Below are 18032 nucleotides of genomic sequence, written 5' to 3' on the forward strand. Positions count from 1 at the left end.
CTACCGGATAAATAATAGCTACTGAATTGTGGTGTAAATCCAGTGCATGAAACTGAAATGTCAGTTTTCCTGGGGAATTTTAGAGAAGAAAGGAAAGCAACTTACACGATATGGTGTAGCCAGTGGCCCATATCCGTAGAAAAGTGAGTGGTGAGTAGCGAGTAGCGAGTAGTCAGACAAAATTCTTTTCGCTGCTCATTCTCTGTTGCGGAAAGGTCGGATTTCGCCCGGATGGGCGGCGGAAAATAGCCGGTGGGCAGCCTGCTTTGAGGGCACCCACCGGAACGGAGACGGTGAAATGTTTGCGCCCGGGTGGAACTGTCAAGCTCAAACAACCTTTCTGGAACAGAGGCTGCTCGTTGTTTTGGATTGACTATTCGCTACTCACTACTCGCTACTCCGGCGCTACTCATCTTCAAGCAGAGCGCGGATTTCCTCGGGTGAAAGGTGCTGGATTTCGGCCAGGAGTTCAGCCGCTTCGTCACTATCAGTTTGGGAAAGCTGATAGTCGGCGATGGCTGAAGTCATGCTATCAATGGTTGGGGCGTCAAACAGGATTCGAAGCGGGAGTTCAACCCCAAACTGTTCGCGGATTTGAGAGGCGAGCCGGGTCAGAAGCAACGAATGCCCACCCAGTTCAAAGAAATTGTCATACACGCCGATTTGCTCGATTTTGAGGAGTTTGCTCCAGAGTTCGACCAGTTCTTCCTCAATCGGAGTCCGTGGGGCAACATAGTTCCCGGCCTGGACTGGACGCGAGACGCTTTGACCGAGGAGCGCGCGCTGGTCAATCTTGCCGCTGACGGTGAGCGGCAGGCTATCGAGCGGAGTAATCACCGCCGGGAGCATGTATTCCGGTAACCGCTCTTTTAAATAGGCCGTTAGCGCGGGCATGACGGCATCACCAGGTATGGTTTGATCAAGCACGACAAACGACACCAGGCGTGCTTCGCCAGTCGAAGACGTATCGGCCAGAACGACTGCTTTCACCACACCTTGCACGTTCTGCATCACGGCTTCGATTTCACCTAATTCAATGCGGAAGCCACGGATTTTCACCTGATTGTCGAGTCGCCCGAGAAACTCCAGCGTGCCGTCTTCAAGCCAGCGACCAAGGTCGCCAGTGCGATATAAAGACAGGGTTCGGGGCTCTAAAACCAGGGTTCGGGGTTCAGGGTTCAGGGTTTGGGGACTCCCTTTTGAGAGATTCAATAAATCTTGAGCTTCTTTGCCATGAGCTTGATCAGATCCTTCTAATTCAGGAATCTTCAACCCTGAACCCTGAACCCTGAACCCTGATTGAAACCGTTCCTCTGTCAGTCCGGGTCGGTTAAGATAGCCACGGGCAACCCCCACCCCGCCAATGCAAATTTCACCTGGAATACCCGCCGGGAGCGGTTGCTGGGCGTGATCAAGGACATAAACCTGAACATTGTCAATGGGGCGGCCAATCGGCGGTTTTCGATTGGTTGGTGTGCAATGGTGGATCGTCGCGCAAACCGATGTTTCCGTTGGGCCATAGGCGTTCAAAAAACGCCGGTTCCGTCCCCATCGGTGCACGATATCCACCGAACAGGCTTCGCCAGCGGTGACCAGCGTGTGCAGGTGTGGCAATTCGGCATCGGGCAAAACCGCCAGTACCGAAGGCGGCAGCGTGACGGTCGAGATATGCTCGCGGTGGAGAAGGTCAATCAATTCGGGGCCAGGCCGCAGATCTTCTTTTGACGCCAGAACCAGCGTGGCTCCAGCCAGCAAAGTGGTAAACACTTCAGAGACCGAAGCGTCAAAACTCAGCGAAGCAAATTGAAGGACTCGTGATTTCCCGGTAATGCCAAACGCTTTGATCTGCGCCAGCGCCAGATTGGTCAAGCCACGATGCGGGATTAAGACCCCTTTCGGCAAACCGGTTGATCCAGAGGTATAAATCACATAGGCCAGGTTTTCCGGATCTGGCGTGGGGGATTGGAAAAATACCGATGGTGGGAAAAACTGACTGTCGAGCGCAATCACGGTCGGAATCTGGTCTGGAAGGCGGTCACGCATCTGGGTGGTGGTCAAAATTGATTTGAGCCCGGCATCTTGAATCATCCAGGACAGCCGTTCCTTGGGATACGCTGGGTCAAGCGGAACGTAAGCTGCACCCGCTTTCAAAATCCCGAGCATCCCCACCACCATTTCAAACGAACGGTCCAGACACAAGCCGACCAGAGATTCAATTCCAACTCCGAGTGACGCCAGGTGTGAAGCGACCTGCGTGGCTCGCTGATTTAATTCGCGATAGGATACAGCTTTTCCCTGGAAAGTAACTGCCGTGGCAAACGGCGTGCGTTTCACCTGTTGTTCAAACAGGATATGGACTGGAACATTCAATGGAAAATCAGTGTGGGTTGCATTCCAGTCAATCGTGACTTGTTTGAATTCCGCCTCTGACAACAACGGGATTTCGGTTATCGGGATATCGGGATTTGTTGTGACGGTTTCAAGAATAATCTCCAAAATCTGCGCAAAACGTTGAATGGTGGTGCTTTCAAACAATTCCCGGTTGTATTCCCAGGTGGATGTGATGCCATCCGCCGTTTCTCGGAAAAAGACGGTCAAATCCAGGTTTGACGTTCCTCGATCAATGGCCAGATTGATTTCCAACGGGCTCATTCTCAAGGTTTCGGCTTCTGTCGGAGTTTCAGGTCGGCGTGGATGACGAAGCGCTGATTCAAATGAAAACATCACCTGCAACAATGGGGTGCGGCGTAAATCGCGCTCTGGTTGGAGTTCTTCAATCAGTTTTTCAAAAGGAAGGTCCTGATGGGCAAACGCCCCAAGCGCGGTGGTCCGAGTCTGACTGAGCAGGTCGGCAAAGGTAGGACGGTGAGTCAGTTTAGTGCGCAACACCAGAGTGTTCACAAAAAAGCCGATGAGTTTTTCAACTTCAAGGTGATTGCGATTGGTGACCGGAATTCCAACCAGCAGGTCTTCCTGGCCTGACAGGCGTGACAGCAGTACGTTGTACGCCGCAAACAGGGTCATAAACGGCGTCACACCGTTAGCGTGGCTGAGGGCTTTTAATTTTTCGGTCGAAGTCCTTGAAAACGTGTGGCTTTCGCGCATTCCCCGATATGCCCAGACTTCAGGCCGTGGTGAGTCAGTCGGCAGTTCCAGTACTGCCGGGGCCCCGGTGAGCTGGTCTTTCCAATACTTCAAATGTGCTTTGAGGACATCACCTTGCAGCCAGTTCCGTTGCCAAACGGCAAAATCGGCGTACTGAATCGGAAGTGGCCGCAACGGAGAAGGCTCACCCTTTGAAAAGGCCCGGTAGAGGACCGCCAGTTCACGACCAAAAATTTCCAGCGACCAGCCGTCGGAAATAATGTGATGAACCGCGAAAAAGAGAATCCAGGATTCCGGTGCAAGCTGGATAAGTGCCACTCGCAAGAGCGGCCCCGTGGTCAATTGAAAGGGTTTACGGCCTTCTCGGGCGAGGAATTCTTCAATTCGAGCACGGCGTTCTTCAGGGGAACTTGCGTCCTGAACGTTGATGACCTCGATTTGGAACCGGAGCGTTCGATGAATAACCTGGATTGGCTGTCCATTGACGGTTTCAAATGACGTCCGCAGCACTTCATGGCGCTCAATAATTTCCACAAAACACCGTTCCAGAACCGCGAGGTCCAGCTTGCCATGCAGTCGAACCCCGCCCGCCAGCGGTTCGCTGGGTTCAAGCTGTTCCATAAACCAGGTGCGAAGCTGCGAAAATGAAAGCGGTAACGGATGTTCCCTGGATACAGCCACCAGTGGCGGCGGCGGGGCACTGGCTGCGGATCCGCCAGAAGCTCCCTGAAGTTGTTGACGGGTAATCCAGCTTGCCTGTTGCGCCACGGTTGGAGCTTCAAAGATCAGGCTCAGCGGCAGATCAAGTTGAAATGTTTCGCGGAGTCGGGATGCCAGTTGAGTTGCAAGCAGCGAATGACCGCCCAGAGCAAAAAAATTGGAATGGCGGTGAACCGTGGGCAGATGCAGGACTTGAGACCAGAGATCAGCCACCATTTCCTCAACTGGGGTCTGCGGGACCGCCTGGGATTCCTGATCGTCGGCTCGAAGAATTCGCTCTGGCGCGGGGAGGGCCCGACGATCAATCTTTCCGCTTGGTGAAATCGGCAGCGCTTCAAGGACCACAAATACTGTCGGCACCATAAACTCAGGCAACCGGTGCCTCAAAAAATCTGCTATTTCAACCTGTTGCTGGGTTGAAATCCCAGGTTGAAATCCCAGGGAAAGCGATCCCGTGGATGGTCTGGCTGGCTGGTTGAGCACGACATAAGCCGTCAGTTGTTTACCAGTTTGGGCATCATCGCGAGCCACCACAACCGATTCCTTGACCAGTGGATGATGATTGAGGACGGCTTCGATTTCTCCAAGCTCGATTCGATGCCCACGAAGTTTCACCTGATCGTCAATGCGCCCAAGAAATTCAATCTGCCCGTCGGCCCGATAGCGGGCGAGGTCACCGGTTTTGTACAGGGTTCGGGGTTCAGGGTTCGGGGTTCGGGGTTTAGAAAGTGTGCTGCCATGGGTCAGCGGTACTTTCAAATCCTGTCCTAAATTTGCTGATTCTGAGGCTGTCGTTTGTCCCAACGTGTCAGAGTCTGAATCCCTGAACCCTGAACCCTGAACCCTGAACCCTGGTTTCTCAACCCTGAACTCTGGTTTCTCAACCCTGAACCCTGGTTTCTCAACCCTGAACCCTGGTTTAAACCGCTCCGCTGTCAATTCTGGTTGATTGAGATACCCACGTGCCAGGCTGACTCCACCAATCCAGAGTTCGCCAGGAACATCAACCGGGACCGGCTGCCCGTGTTGATCAAGCAGGAAAATTTGGATGTTGGCCACCGGACGGCCAATGGTTGGGTGATGGTCAGTTGGTTCGCAATCGGTAAATGTGGCGCAAACAGTGGCCTCAGTCGGACCATAGGCATTGATGAATCTCCGACCTGGACGGGTCCACTTTTGAACCAGTTCTGCGGTGCAGGATTCACCAGCAGTAATCAGAGTGCGGAGCGCCGGGTATTCGCCCTCCGGCAAAGCGGCAGCGGCTGACGGTGGTAAGGTGGCGACATTGATTTGGTGATGCGTGAGGAACTGAGCCAGTTCCGCTCCTGGCATCAAGTCAACCCGAGTCCCCAGATACAGCGTTGAGCCGCCCACCAGCGTCGCAAAAATCTCGAACACTGAGGCATCAAAACTCAAAGACGAAAATTGGACCACCCGTGAACCAGGGGCAAACCCCATGTCCTGGATTTGAGCCAGTGCCAGATTGCACAACCCTTGATGTTGAAGCAGCGTGCCTTTGGGCGTGCCAGTTGACCCCGAGGTATAAATCACATAAGCCAGATGGTGGGAGGTGGCTTCAACTGGAAAAGGCCGGTGTGAAAGCGTGGGCAATGGCTGGTCCAGGTAAACCACCTGGCTTCCGTACCGGGGAAGGCGGGACAACAGAACAGATTGGGTCACAAGGACCGGAACCTGTGAATCCGCAAGCATAAATGCCAGCCGTTCTTTTGGATATGACGGATCAAGCGGAACAAAAGCGCCTCCGGCTTTCAAGATACCGAGCATTCCCACCAGCATTTCAATTGATCGGTTCACACACAGACCGACCAGGGTTTCTGGTTTGACGCCAAGCAATTGCAGGTAGAACGCAAGTTGATCAGCCCGGTAATTGAGTTCGCGATAGGTAACGGACTGGTCCTGGAAGACAACCGCCACCGCCTCTGGTGTTTTCCGAACCTGTTGCTCAAACAGGTGATGGATGCACTTTTCATCAGGGAATGGACGGGACGTCGGGTTCCATTCAACCAGGATTTTATGTCGTTCAGCTTCGGATAAGGGTGACCAGTGGTTGAGGGTTTGATCTGGTGATTGAGTCAGATTTTCAAGCAGGGCGATCATTTGTCCGACCAGACCGGAAACAAACTCACCTGGAAAAATGGCTTCATCATACACCGCCAGAAAATGAAGTTCTCTCCCCGGCGCCGCCACAAAGGTTAGTGGATAATTGGTGGTGCCACGCGCCTTTACTTTTTCAAGGGAGATGGTGGTGGGGCGTTCCTGGCCGGTTGTCAGGTTTGGCGGTGAAGGGTAGTTTTCAAAAATAAAAAGTGTGTCAAACAGGGCCGTTCCAGGTGGAATTTCGCTCCATCCCTGAATGTGCACCAGGGGAGTGGATTCAAACTGTCGCATTTCAGCCTGTTGAACCTGGAGTTTGGCCAGCCACTCCATGACAGGTACGTCTGCAGGAACCGTCGCCCGGAGTGGCAAGGTGTTGATAAACAAGCCAAGCATCGCATCAGATCCAGCCAGTTCGGGAGGGCGGCCTGAAACTGTGACGCCAAACACCACATCTTCAGCCGTGGTGTGGACACTCATCAATTTGGTCCAGGCGCCCAAAACCAGGGTGTTGAGTGTGATTTGGTGTTCCCGTGCCAGCATTGCCAGTTGCTCGCTGGTGGCTTCATCCAGGTTGAACTCGTACCGCGCAGGCTGGGAGGCGGTGTTGTTCGTGTCTTGAAAGGCACTCAAATACGTCGGGGCTGAAAATCCCTGGAGGTACTGTCTCCAATACTGTTCAGCCTGCTCGACTGACTGTTCTTTCAACCAGCCAATATAATCTCGATAGGGACGCACCGGAGGCAGGGTTGGCACCCGATTCTGCCGGATGGCTTCATAGGCGGCAAATACCTCGCGCAACACGATGGGCACTCCCCATCCATCAAGGAGCAAATGGTGGTGGCACCAGATGAATTGAAATTCTGACTCGCCGCACTGGATCAATGCCAGGGACATCAACGGCGCCTGCGTCAGTTCAAACCCCTGTGTTCGTTGTTGGGTAAGGAATTCATCAAATTGTGCTTCTTGATCGGTTTGGGTCAGATTCCGCCAGTCGTGAAACTCAAATGGGACTTTGACATCCAATTGAACCACCTGTAATGGTTCGTCCAATCCCTCCCAAACAAAGGCCGTTCGCAAAATCGAATGGCGCTCAACCAGGATGTGCCAGGCTCGCTCAAAAGCGACTGCATCAAGGGTCCCCTTGATGGTACAGGCCATTTGCTCGATATACAGACCCGCGCCGGGGGTGAGCAGTGAGTGAAACAACATCCCCTGCTGCAAAGGAGACAGTGGGTAAATATCTTCAATTTGCGTGGATGGAAGTTCTTCAAATGCCATTGCCGTTTCAATTCTGGACGTGAGAGTGGGATGGTATGCATCCTGAGGATGAGGTTCCGGAGCATAGTATGCTCACCACGGTGACTGCAATGTATTATCGGGCTGGGTTCCAGGTTCCGAGTTCCGGGTTTTCGAGCTTTGGTCTTTTTCGTCCTTTTCGTTCTTTTCGCCTTTTCAACCCCGGAACCTGGAACCGACTTTTCCTCCACTCACCGCATCAATTCTGTCACACGTGATTTTTTTCTTGCACTTCAGGTTCAGGCATCAATACTGTGCTAAAAAATATGGCGGCTTGACGCCGCTGTCCCACGTCAAAACCGCGGAAAATCTAAAGCGGCGTCAAGCCGCTGCACTCCAAAATCTGAGGTAGGTATGAAAAAAGCGCCGAGACTGGGATTTTTTATGGTTGGACTGCTCGCTCTCAGTGCAGGTCTGGGGCTGACGTTTCCGGTTCTCACCGGTCAGACGGCTGGCCAGAAAGCAAGTGTCGGAGTGGTTGCCCGCCAGGGAGCGCCGGTTTTGTCATCAATTTCTCCTGCCCAGACCGCAAAAGGGACAGTTCCGAGTAAAATCAAAATAAAGGGCTCAGGGTTTGTTTCCGGTTCGATAGTGAAATTTAACTCAACTCAGATTACCGCCGCCAAATTCAAAGACGCTTCGAAGATGGTCATAAAAGGCGCGCCGAGTGAGCTTTTCCAATCAGATGTAACTTATAAAGTCACGGTGACGAATCCGGATGGGAAGGTCTCAAACAGCATTGATTTTGTCGTGGGTGCCGGATCGCCAACCTCAACCGCCACTGCAATTGAAATCGTTGACCCAGAAACGCTGGTCGTCAACACGCCCAATGATCTCACCCCAAACACGATTGCGCTCACCGTGAATGTGCTTGATCAGAGCGGAAATCCGATTCCAAACCCTCCGATTACGTACCGAAGTTTGAACCCTGATATTGCTTCGATTAGTGCGACTGGAGTGATCACCGGAATTGCCGAAGGTGCGGCAACCATTGAATTAACCTCGGGGAATGTTGTCAAACAAGTTTCCTGTGCCGTCAACCAGGTTACCAGTACCGTTTCCGGCGTTTTTGGCGAGGCTGACCTGGAAATCCAGGGAAGCACCCGACGTAATTTTGCTTCCGATTTCCAAAAACACACCATCAAGGCGGGTCAGACGGGACAGGCTCTCTCAAATTTTGTCGGCAAGGCCGATACCCCGGGAAATAATGATGGCTCGGCATCGGGAGTGTTGTTGAACGGACCGCTTGGACTCGCAGTTGGTCAGGCTTTGTATGTTGCCGATATCAACAATCAGGCCATTCGACGATTGGACCCACAATCGGGAAACACTGAAACCCTGATAACCCTGGCTGATGTCAAACGAGTTGCCAGCGTGACAAACTGGGGACCACGCGATATTTCGGTGGATTCAAATGAAGATCTCTACATTACCGATGCCGTCAACCATGTTATCTGGCAAGCCGATATCAACAACAAACCTGCAACGCTGAAAGTACTGGCCGGAACGATTGGCCAACCGGGTTCAAAAGATGGCACCGGCACCGCCGCACAGTTTACGACTCCACAACGCATTGATCTTGAAAACAATGTGTTAAGTGTGACGGAAGACAGCAATCTGGTGCGACAGATTGCGCTTCCCAGCGGCGAAGTCAAATCAATTTCCTCCACTTCGGGCCGAGCCGAAGATACTTTGGTGAGTCATCGGCAATCTCAACGCCCTAAAGCCATTGCCGCTGATTCAGCCGGAAACTTGTATGTTGTGATCGGAGAACGGGTTCGTGTGTTGAGCATCACTCGTGACCAGGTGACAATTGGAGATTTAGCTCCACCAGGCACTTTTCGCAATCCAGTTGCCGTGGCAACGCTCGAAGATAGCGTGTTTGTGCTTGATGCCGAACGGGGCTCAATTATTCAGGTGACGATTGGAACACCGACCATTTCGAGTATTTCCCCAAACCCCATTCCTGCTGGCCAGGTGACGGAGCTAACTGTGAAGGGAACAAATTTTATTGTCCCGACCTTTATCACAATTGGCAGGAATCCGTTTGTTTTGGCCAGAGTGGTCAGTTCCTCTGAACTACGGGTCACGGTTCCTCCGATCCCGTTTGGCGGTGAATTTCCGTTCTTGATTCACAATCGTGGGGGAGAAGCTCTGACCACCATTACGGTTACTGGTGATCCGCCACCTGCAACCGTTGACCTGTCATCATTTCCAACCAGTCGAACCATCAATGCGGGTCAATCTGCCTTCTACACCATCGGCCTGCGAACGAGTGACGATGTCGGTCCGGTGACCCTGTCAGTTGACGGGCTACCTGCTGGGGCTGAAGCGCAAATTGCCCCCAACCCCACCTCAGCAAGTGAAAGCCTGATGCGGGTTACCACTTCAAGTCGAATTGTGCCAGGAACGTATGTTCTGACCATCACTGGGAAAGTCGCCAATGGCGGAAGCGGATCAACCACCGTCGCGCTCAATATCCAAACCGTCACGACTCAATCCGTGACTCTGACTGCCAATCCAACCACTCAAACTGCGGTCAGAGGTGTCGCCGCTGTCTATCGAATTGCCATCAATCGGATCAATTTTCCTGATTCAGTTGAACTAAAAGCCGCTCTGGTCAACAGCAATGTGACCGGGTTGAATTTGCAACTGGTGCCTCAGCAAACCACAACTGATTCCGCGATCTTAACGGCGGTCGCTTTGTTGAGCGTTCCCAATGGAACCTACACGATTCGAATTACAGGAACGGCCACTGGAGTGACCATCCAGCCGATTGATGTGACGCTGGTGGTGAATTGATGTAATAGCGAGTTGTCGGTAATGCGAACGAAGGGTTGAAATCAGGACTTCGAGATCAGCAATTTACAGAAATCAATTTGATCAACTGAAATTTGCGCCTTTGATAAACCCTTTGTTTGGAAATTGGGATCAAGTTCAGAGAGGCGGGTTTGGTATCCTCAGTTTGGTCTGGACGGATACTTGGGGCCGCCTAAAGGCGGGACTCTGAACTTTTTCCAGGTTTTTGAATTGGTTTAAGATTCCAGTGAAACCACTTTGGAGAGTTCAAATTAAGAAAACATTAAAACTAGGAATTGCTATCTTTGGAATTATTGGGGTTGGGAAGGAAGTGGTTTTCGCTGGTACACCGTTGCCGACTGGCCGACTAACCGGTCCTCGCCTTCAGTCAGAACCAGTAAGCCACTGACGGTTTCAAAGGGTAAATTGACCAGGTTGACGCCACCCATCAATTCCTGCCCGATGTTTGGGTTTGGGGTTTCGTCCAAAATCACCTGATGACTTTCAGCTTCTACCGCATACACTTTGCCATTGTGGTCAACCCACACGCCCAACAGCAGCATTTGCCCGCCTGGGATTTGCTGAGCCTTGATTGCATCCGCGATTTTATGGGCTGCAGCTTGATACTCATTTGTCGAAATCACGCTGCCTGAGGCCGTAGTTATCATTTTCAAGCTCGCGTCGGGGTGGGTCAGAATGTAAATGCCGACCGATAAGGCAATCAGGTCACCTACCACAAAATAAACCGCGAGTGAAATCAACTTCTTTTTCGATACATTGATGTGCATTTCCCCTCCTCGTCATTTGGAGTGCGGCAGCTTGATGCCACTTTTCTGTGGTGTTTTTATTTGACCACAAATGAGCTACTGACAGCTTCGCCGGAATTGGAGGCCGCATCGCGAGCAATGACCTTCACCCGGGCAACTTTGGTTTTTGGAAACGAAGTGGGAACGGTCCAGGCGAATTGTTGTTGATTCCCAGGCAATCCAGTCACCACCGTTGTCGAGAAGGTCGTGCCATCGGTGGCGTAGAGCACGTCGTGCGACGTCACCGCGATGTTGTCGGCTGAGGTCCAGGAAATGGTCACATTCGGGGTTGCCGGCGGCATCGGTGGCCGAAACCGTGAGTTGCGCCTGGGAATAGGCATCGTTTTCAGCAATCTGGAGGGTGAAACTGGTGGCGGTTCCAGGCAAACCAGCGGCGAGGGTTTCTTCAAACGGAGTGCCGTTCCGAGTGCCGTTAAGTTTAACCCAGTGACCAGTAACTCCAACATTGTCAGAAGATTGCCAGATGACCTCAACCTGGGCATTGGGACGGGATTCGACCACCAGTCCTTGAGCTGGGGAAGTAACGGAGACCATTGGTTTGACGGTATCCGGAGGTGGATCAACATCGGCGGGAGTCACCGCGACGGTTCGGGCAAACTCCGAGGTCTGGTTGTTGACGGTGAGGGTAGCGGTGATGTCAGTGATTCCACCAGTTTTGTCCGCTGGAATCGTCACCTGAAACGCTCCCGTGCCAATTTGGGCGGACTGGATCAAATTTCCCAGTCCGTAAGCGAGCGGTTCGGTCGCCGGAGCATTCGGGAGTGCCGGTCGCTGCGAAGCACACAGCTCCATCGTCCCCGACCCTGGCGAAGTTCCTGAAACAACGATACTTCCATCTTTCTGCTTCTTGGCCGAAGCGAGTCTCACCGATGGCTGGTAATTATTCGGCCCAGCGGATTGGAGTTCAGTAAACTGATTGGGCACCCACCGCCGTTCAAATACCGTCCGGAAGAACTCAGTCAAGGCAATGCCTGGTCCTCCGACATTGACGAAGGTATTGTTGGAAATGGTGATGTTGTTGGTTTGCTTTTCCCTGTTTTCGGCTGCTGGGAAGTACAATGGAAATATAAAATAAGCCTTTGAGCAAACGGTAATTCCTCCCCGTGGACAATTCTCAAATCTATTCTGTTGAATGATTGTCTTCGTTCTAATATTCGCAACTTGAATCCCCACGGGTGTGTTGATAATTTGATTATTTTGAATAGTTGTCGTTCGAGATGGGTCAGGGTCTTCGGAGTTATCTCCAACTTTTATTCCACAATAGGGAAAATTCGCAATGATATTGTTTGTAACCGTGTCTCCTTCACCAGCGAAAATACCAATTGACACTTCTCCTTTTTCCTGTCCAGGCGGAGGTAAAATATCAGGATTTCCTTTTGGAGCAATATCTTCACCGTTTGGTCCAATTCCAATCCGATTATTGCGGATGATGTCTCCACGAGAAGTACCGCCAAAATTATCAACCCGACCTATCGCACCACCTTCTTGACCTGCGAAGATATTGTTTTCAATGATATTGCCGCCAACTCCGTCATCTGAATCAATATAGGTTGCTGGGACAAAGAAAGGACCAATTGTGTTTGATTTATAGTCTAATCGCCTAGTCCCGGTTTTGTTAGTCCCAAAATAATTTCGTGTTATTAAATTTCCCTTAACAGAATTGATTTCACCAGGACCAGATAGAAGTAATGGAAGCCCATATGCACAAATAACATTTTGCTCTATTAAATTAAAGCTCGCTCCTTGGCCCAATGATATTCCAGGCGTAGTTAGGTTACTTTCAATTAAATCTCCACTTGCAGATAAACCAAGCCAGTTATCTGTAATTTTATTACCTAAAGAAAATTGATTTGTATCGCTATTAAAGTGACAAATCTGAGGTCCTCCCCAAGAATTTGCGGAAAATGATTCGTCAGAACCAAAGTTAAATCCACGAATCCAATTTTGACTGCCATTATAAATACAAATCATTGATTGCAAAAAAATATTACTATTCTGGCCGGGTAATGTCTCAAAGCCTCGTCGGATCCCATCATAAATTTGAATTTCAGGGCCATTGGGATTTGTTTCTCCGCTAAATTTAGCTTGCGACAGTCCATCTAAAAGAACTTTATTTGTTTGGAGAATGATTGGGTCTTTTAATGTAATCCGCCAGACCCCAGTCTGGCGATTATAACCTGGGTCAGATGTTGGTAATCTAAAAACGATTCGTCGGTTTCCAGCCACCCGATTTACCTGGGCAACGGCGTCACGTAGTGTTCCCGTCCCTGAATCACCTGTATTTGAGACCACAATTTCAGAAAAACTCGCATAATCTGATTCTTCCAGAAATCCGGCAGGTTGGGCTGATTGCCTGGGTACTGGATTAATGGTTCGATACATTTTTATCAAAGCCCCAATGGTTTCTCTGAGAATCACATACCGCTCTATTGGGGAGCCAAAAGCTTTGTTTGCGATAGATAGTTCTTCAAATTCTCTGATTGGATGTTGATCATAATAATTACTCCCTCCAGTTTTTAATATTTTACCAATAAGGCTCAACATTGCATCTGCCCGTTTGACTTCAGTGGGTGATAGAACTGGCCCTACAAACCTCAATAACTTATGACTGGTATTGAACTGACTTGAACTTGAGTAGGCTTGTAGAGGGTATTGAACGGTAATGATCAAAACAACCCACATGAAAGAGATATAAAAACGTGCTTTTCTCATTTAAAACCTCATGCGACGCGGGATACCTCGAAAGAATCCTTCTCTGGGAAAGCGAACTTTTGCTTCACGGATCAGCGAGCCTGGGGGAACCCCAAGGTTATCAACTGGTTTATCTCCATCAACCGTTTCACCATAATCTTCCAAATCAGTGTACTGAGAAGTATCTACTAATGTTGGTTGGGCACAGCCAATATCCACACAAAAAGGTTTAAATGATCCATCCTTAGCTGCGATATTTAATTCTTCCTGCCCTTGTGCCGGGTTCTGGTTATAGGCATCAGCTACTTCCTGAGCTTCTGCACAATCAGTAAATGTCCCGCCACCTGAGACATTATCGCCATTGCAATTCACAACATCACACGTTCCATCTGGGTTCCGCTGAACTGACACTGGACAGGGGCCGGGTTTGCCGGGTCGTATCCCCGCTGGTGGATTCCAAACCGGTGGTTCGATGCCGGGTTTCTCCAACACCAGCACCAGCTCCGCCCGGTACTGGATTGCATTGTCGAAGTTCGGCATCGTCAACGCGCTGATGTCATTTTTCTTATCCACCGTTTTGGCATCAAACAGCACTCCCGTCGGCGGATGCCAGATTGAACCGTAGGTATCCAAAAATGCCTGCGGCGACGGCGCTAAATCCCTCGATGCAAATGAGATCCGGTACGGAATCACCATCGTGAACGGGATCACGATCTGGTTTGGCCGCCCTCCGACCGTCCGCAACTCAATGGCGTCAACGTCCAGTTTGATCATCCCCTGTCCATACACCTTCCGAAATCCTTGCGCCACTTCTTCCGGCGCTCCCTGCACCAGCGTTGCGTAAACCATCTCTATCGGCTGGTAGTATGGAAACCGGTCGTCTATAAACTGCCGCACCTCCTGTGGTGTCGGCGGGGTCGCTTTGGCGAACTTCTGCTGCCATTCCTCTTCCAGTGCACAGGCTGTCCGCACGAAAAATGCTTCCGCCGCCACCTTCAAATCCGGCTGCATCGCGAACGACACCGATTCGGCCTGAATCCGATACCCTTCGTGCGCCGCCAGCCTGACATTCGCCGCGGTTTCCAGTCCCAGGACGAGCAGCCAGCTCAGGATGAAAAAACAGATCAGGAGCGTGCACGGCACGATGTAGCCCCGATACCGCCGGGTTCGCAAGACTGGTTGCCTGGTTGGTCGCTGTTTCATACTCATTCTCTCCATTGGAATACAATCAAAGTACTGGTCATTCGGTCGCTATTGTGTCTGGTAGGTGGCCGAGGCAAAGCGTTCCCGCCCTTTTTCGGCCACCAGCTTGACGGTGATGTGCGTCACGTTTCCTGAAATCGGTCTGACGGAGCCGACATACCGATACACCACGACTCCTGGTGATTTGGCCACTGGCTTCCCGGGTTTTTTCACTTCCTCTTTTGGCTCACCGAAGGCAATCAGATTCCCCTCACAATCAACCGTGATCTGACCTGACACATCCGCTTTGATCTTTTGGAACGCCAGCCGGGTCGCCACTTGCGTTGCCAGCCGATTGAGCTTGAGAAAGTCTTCCGTCGCCTGATGTGCCCGCAGTTCGGTGTACATAAAGCTCCCCACCAGCGACACCGTCACCAGCAGCATCCCAATTGCCACCACCAGTTCCAGCAACGTAAACCCTGCTTTGCGCGAAGTTCTTTGTTGACGTTTCATCCGGTTTCTCCTCAACACCCTCCCGCTCACGCGGGTGGGACTGACTTTTTGGTTTGTCCCCAGACCCCCAGTGCCCAAGGATTTAATACACCACCGAACTCATCAGCGTGAAGTGTTGATCCCCTGGATATTTCACATACCGCTGGAGTGGACCGTACACCCTGGGAATCACAATCCCTCGGGCGCGTTTCGTGACTCGATCCTGGACCACGATCATTCCGCCATCCCCACTGAGCAGGCCGCTTTGGGGATCAAACACCACGGCCTGGTGCGGATTGAACAACGTCACGCCGGCTGGCAACTCTCCCGCTCCAACCTCGGTCACCAGTTCGACGGTCTTGGGCAACCGTAAAGTTGTGAGCACCACGGTTCGCGCTTCAGCCTGGTCAACTCCCAGCCGCGCATTGAGCCGGGCTTTCTTCAGTTCGGTGACGATGGTTTCCGCTGCCTTGATTTCATGGTCACGCTGGCCTCGTCCATATTGCTGGACAATCCCTAGAATTCCAATGGCAATCGCTCCCAGACTCCCCAGCACAATCACCAACTCCAGCAGACTCAATCCGGCTTCCCGTCGTCGAGCGTGAAAGAACGGTGCGGGTGCGATCCCTGGTTTCTTCAAACCCTGAACCCCAAACCCCGAACCCCGAACCCTGATTTTATGGTTTCCATTCGTGAACATAAGCAGTAAAGTCAAATCCTTCAGTGAGTTTCAGATTTCGGTCAGACAGTTTTCCGTGAACGGCAATCCCGCGCAACGTGGCCAGATTGACTGGCAGGGCCACACTTTCTCCCGTGTCCGACACATACCGGAGCGAAAGTTCGATTGAAAGCGGGGAGGAGTAATCGGTTTGCGTCTGCGAGGTATCCCCCTGGCTGGTGCACAGCGAGCGTTCCGTCCGCAGAATCTGACCATTGCCAAAGTCATAGTGAATGATCGTAGTGACCGGGACGGCGGACATGGCGGCGGTCACGGTCGAACCCAGTGAGGCAAATCCATCACAGGCGGCATTGGCCGTGCCGGTCAGGACCACTGTCCGGTCCGGAATCAAAATCGTTCCGGCCACCTGACCCAATCCACCGCCGCCGGTCCCACCACCAGGACGGTCTGGGATTCGAGTCTCCCGTCCAGGACCTGAACCCGAGTCGCCTGGGTCGGGAACGCTGATCGGACTGCCGCCCGCAATGATGAGTTCCGACGGGGTTGGATTTCGGGGAGCTTCCGTCAGTCGAAACAGGGTTGGGGGTTGGCCACCACCGGAAATCAAAACCACCGTGCCAGCCAGTAACCCCTTCCACACATCGGGGTCAATCCCATTTAAAATCACGGTTGAGCCCGAGACTTGAACCACGCGACCAGTGGTGGCCAGATTGGTGCCGATCACCATCAACGATTGATTGTCAGTGGAAAGATACACCGCCGGACGACCGACCGACCCCTCCTTGACCACCAGCCGCTCCTCGGGTTTGCTCATCAATCCGGCGGTTTCAATGTCGTTTTTGAGGGTGGCCGTCAAGCCGTACGTCAGTTCCTGGAGTCGTTTTTGGGTGGCGACCCGCACCCGGTATTTTTGATAGACGGTGATGCCGGTGACCAGCACCCCAACAAAGAGGGACAGCAAGAACAAGGTGACGAGCAGTTCCAGCAAGCTCAGTCCATGTTCTCTATGGGGAGTGGCATTTGAAAACGGCTTTTGGCGCGGCATACGAAATAGCATCCTGCAAATAATTTGAACTACACATCAGTAGAGCAATCCTTGTGCCAAAGTATAGGGACATTGCCATCACTGGAACCAAATCAGATGAGTGATTTCACCAGAAACTCCGGCCAGGTCAGAAAACGGATGTCCCGTTTTCCAGTTCTCCATCACTCAGAGGCCGGTTTGGATCAACCATTCATCATAAGTGATTGAGAGACAATCATTTCAATCAACAAGCAAACCCGGTTTCAGGATTTGATCCCAACTCGGATATGATAGCTTGAGAGAACACGAACCACTTTTTGATTTGACGGGAGATTGAGCGTGGGTGGCCCCCACACGATGCCGGATATTGTGCCTGGATTCGTCCAAAAGTGCAACCGGGTTTTCAGCTTTTCAAGGCCGCCCTGATCGCGACCCAGTGGATTTAATTGAACCAGGCGAATTGGTTTAAATTCATTTCGAAATTAAATGACTTAACTCCATCAATGCTTTAAGCGCCTTGTCAAAAATGTCCAGACATTTCAACCACGGAAAATACGGAAAACATAGAAAGTATCAAGCACTTACCAAATCCAATATCTCGGGAAACTTATGACAAGGTGCTTATACCATTTTGGAATCAAATCATCGTATTAGTCGCATTAATTGCATTAATCGCATTTCTCATATACGGGAAAAATGTCAACGATCTCAGTTTTTCGGCAACACAAGACCGAACCAAAGCAACCAGGCTGTCTGACAAATGACACAGATCCTCAAATAGTTCGCCCGCCAGTTCAAACTTGAAGGCTTCCCACACCCGCTCCATCGAATTCACTTCCGGAGTATACGGCGGTGTAAACACAAACCGCATCTGGGTTGGACGCACCATCTGTTGTGCGTGATGAACCGATGCGGTGTCCAGGACTAAAATATTGAGTGAGTTCGGGAATTCCGCCGCTAGATAATCCAGAAACAGTTGAAAACAAATCGTATCCAGGCTCGGCAACTCCAGAAAAAAGGTCCTTCCCGTCGCCACTTCCACCGCTCCATACAGATAGGTGTTCTCAAACCCATGTTGATATCTGATCGTCGGTTTGAC

General features: G+C 51.4%; 9 protein-coding genes. 1 reads left to right on the top strand and 8 read right to left on the bottom strand.

Going from position 1 to position 18032, the window contains the following annotated elements; all coding sequences use genetic code 11:
- Nucleotides 1–405: 405 nt before the first annotated feature.
- Nucleotides 406–7221 carry an amino acid adenylation domain-containing protein gene (locus HY774_11390; GenBank protein ID MBI4749085.1) on the bottom strand — a complete coding sequence of 2272 codons (6816 nt, stop codon included), beginning with the start codon at nucleotides 7219–7221 and terminating at the stop codon, nucleotides 406–408.
- 372 nt (nucleotides 7222–7593) lie between these two features.
- On the opposite strand from HY774_11390, the gene HY774_11395 reads away from it, so the two are divergent.
- Nucleotides 7594–10041 (top strand): IPT/TIG domain-containing protein, encoded by a 2448-nt coding sequence (locus tag HY774_11395; GenBank protein ID MBI4749086.1) that lies wholly within the window; start codon nucleotides 7594–7596, stop codon nucleotides 10039–10041.
- A 308-nt stretch (nucleotides 10042–10349) separates the two neighbouring features.
- Here HY774_11395 and HY774_11400 read toward each other — a convergent pair whose 3' ends face one another.
- The 7 genes from HY774_11400 to HY774_11430 form a co-directional block, all read right to left on the bottom strand.
- Nucleotides 10350–10826: a hypothetical protein gene (locus tag HY774_11400; protein ID MBI4749087.1), complete on the bottom strand. Its 477-nt coding sequence runs from the start codon at nucleotides 10824–10826 to the stop codon at nucleotides 10350–10352.
- Nucleotides 10827–10901: 75 nt separating this feature from the next.
- Nucleotides 10902–13247, bottom strand: a complete 2346-nt coding sequence (locus tag HY774_11405; protein ID MBI4749088.1) for a right-handed parallel beta-helix repeat-containing protein — start codon at nucleotides 13245–13247, stop codon at nucleotides 10902–10904.
- Nucleotides 13248–13577: 330 nt separating this feature from the next.
- On the bottom strand, nucleotides 13578–14759 hold the full coding sequence (locus tag HY774_11410) for a hypothetical protein (protein MBI4749089.1): 1182 nt from the start codon (nucleotides 14757–14759) through the stop codon (nucleotides 13578–13580).
- 48 nt (nucleotides 14760–14807) lie between these two features.
- A complete protein-coding gene (locus HY774_11415; GenBank protein ID MBI4749090.1) occupies nucleotides 14808–15251 on the bottom strand; it encodes a hypothetical protein in 444 nt (147 codons plus the stop codon).
- 82 nt (nucleotides 15252–15333) lie between these two features.
- Nucleotides 15334–15870: a hypothetical protein gene (locus tag HY774_11420; GenBank protein MBI4749091.1), complete on the bottom strand. Its 537-nt coding sequence runs from the start codon at nucleotides 15868–15870 to the stop codon at nucleotides 15334–15336.
- Nucleotides 15871–15907: 37 nt separating this feature from the next.
- A complete protein-coding gene (locus HY774_11425; GenBank protein MBI4749092.1) occupies nucleotides 15908–16954 on the bottom strand; it encodes a prepilin-type N-terminal cleavage/methylation domain-containing protein in 1047 nt (348 codons plus the stop codon).
- Nucleotides 16955–17570: 616 nt separating this feature from the next.
- Nucleotides 17571–18032, bottom strand: a 462-nt coding sequence (locus HY774_11430) for a transposase (GenBank protein MBI4749093.1), incomplete at its 5' end; no start/stop codon positions are given.

The organism is Acidobacteriota bacterium (assembly GCA_016208495.1).
Lineage (GTDB): Bacteria > Acidobacteriota > Blastocatellia > Chloracidobacteriales > Chloracidobacteriaceae > JACQXX01.

What these genes read in the sequence shown, in the direction of transcription:
- HY774_11425 (MBI4749092.1), bottom strand. Translation starts at nt 16,954, where the DNA reads ATGCCGCGCCAAAAGCCGTTTTCAAATGCCACTCCCCATAGAGAACAT.
- HY774_11405 (MBI4749088.1), bottom strand. Translation starts at nt 13,247, where the DNA reads ATGTATCGAACCATTAATCCAGTACCCAGGCAATCAGCCCAACCTGCC.
- HY774_11395 (MBI4749086.1), top strand. Translation starts at nt 7,594, where the DNA reads ATGAAAAAAGCGCCGAGACTGGGATTTTTTATGGTTGGACTGCTCGCT.
- HY774_11400 (MBI4749087.1), bottom strand. Translation starts at nt 10,826, where the DNA reads ATGCACATCAATGTATCGAAAAAGAAGTTGATTTCACTCGCGGTTTAT.
- HY774_11410 (MBI4749089.1), bottom strand. Translation starts at nt 14,759, where the DNA reads ATGAAACAGCGACCAACCAGGCAACCAGTCTTGCGAACCCGGCGGTAT.
- HY774_11415 (MBI4749090.1), bottom strand. Translation starts at nt 15,251, where the DNA reads ATGAAACGTCAACAAAGAACTTCGCGCAAAGCAGGGTTTACGTTGCTG.
- HY774_11390 (MBI4749085.1), bottom strand. Translation starts at nt 7,221, where the DNA reads ATGGCATTTGAAGAACTTCCATCCACGCAAATTGAAGATATTTACCCA.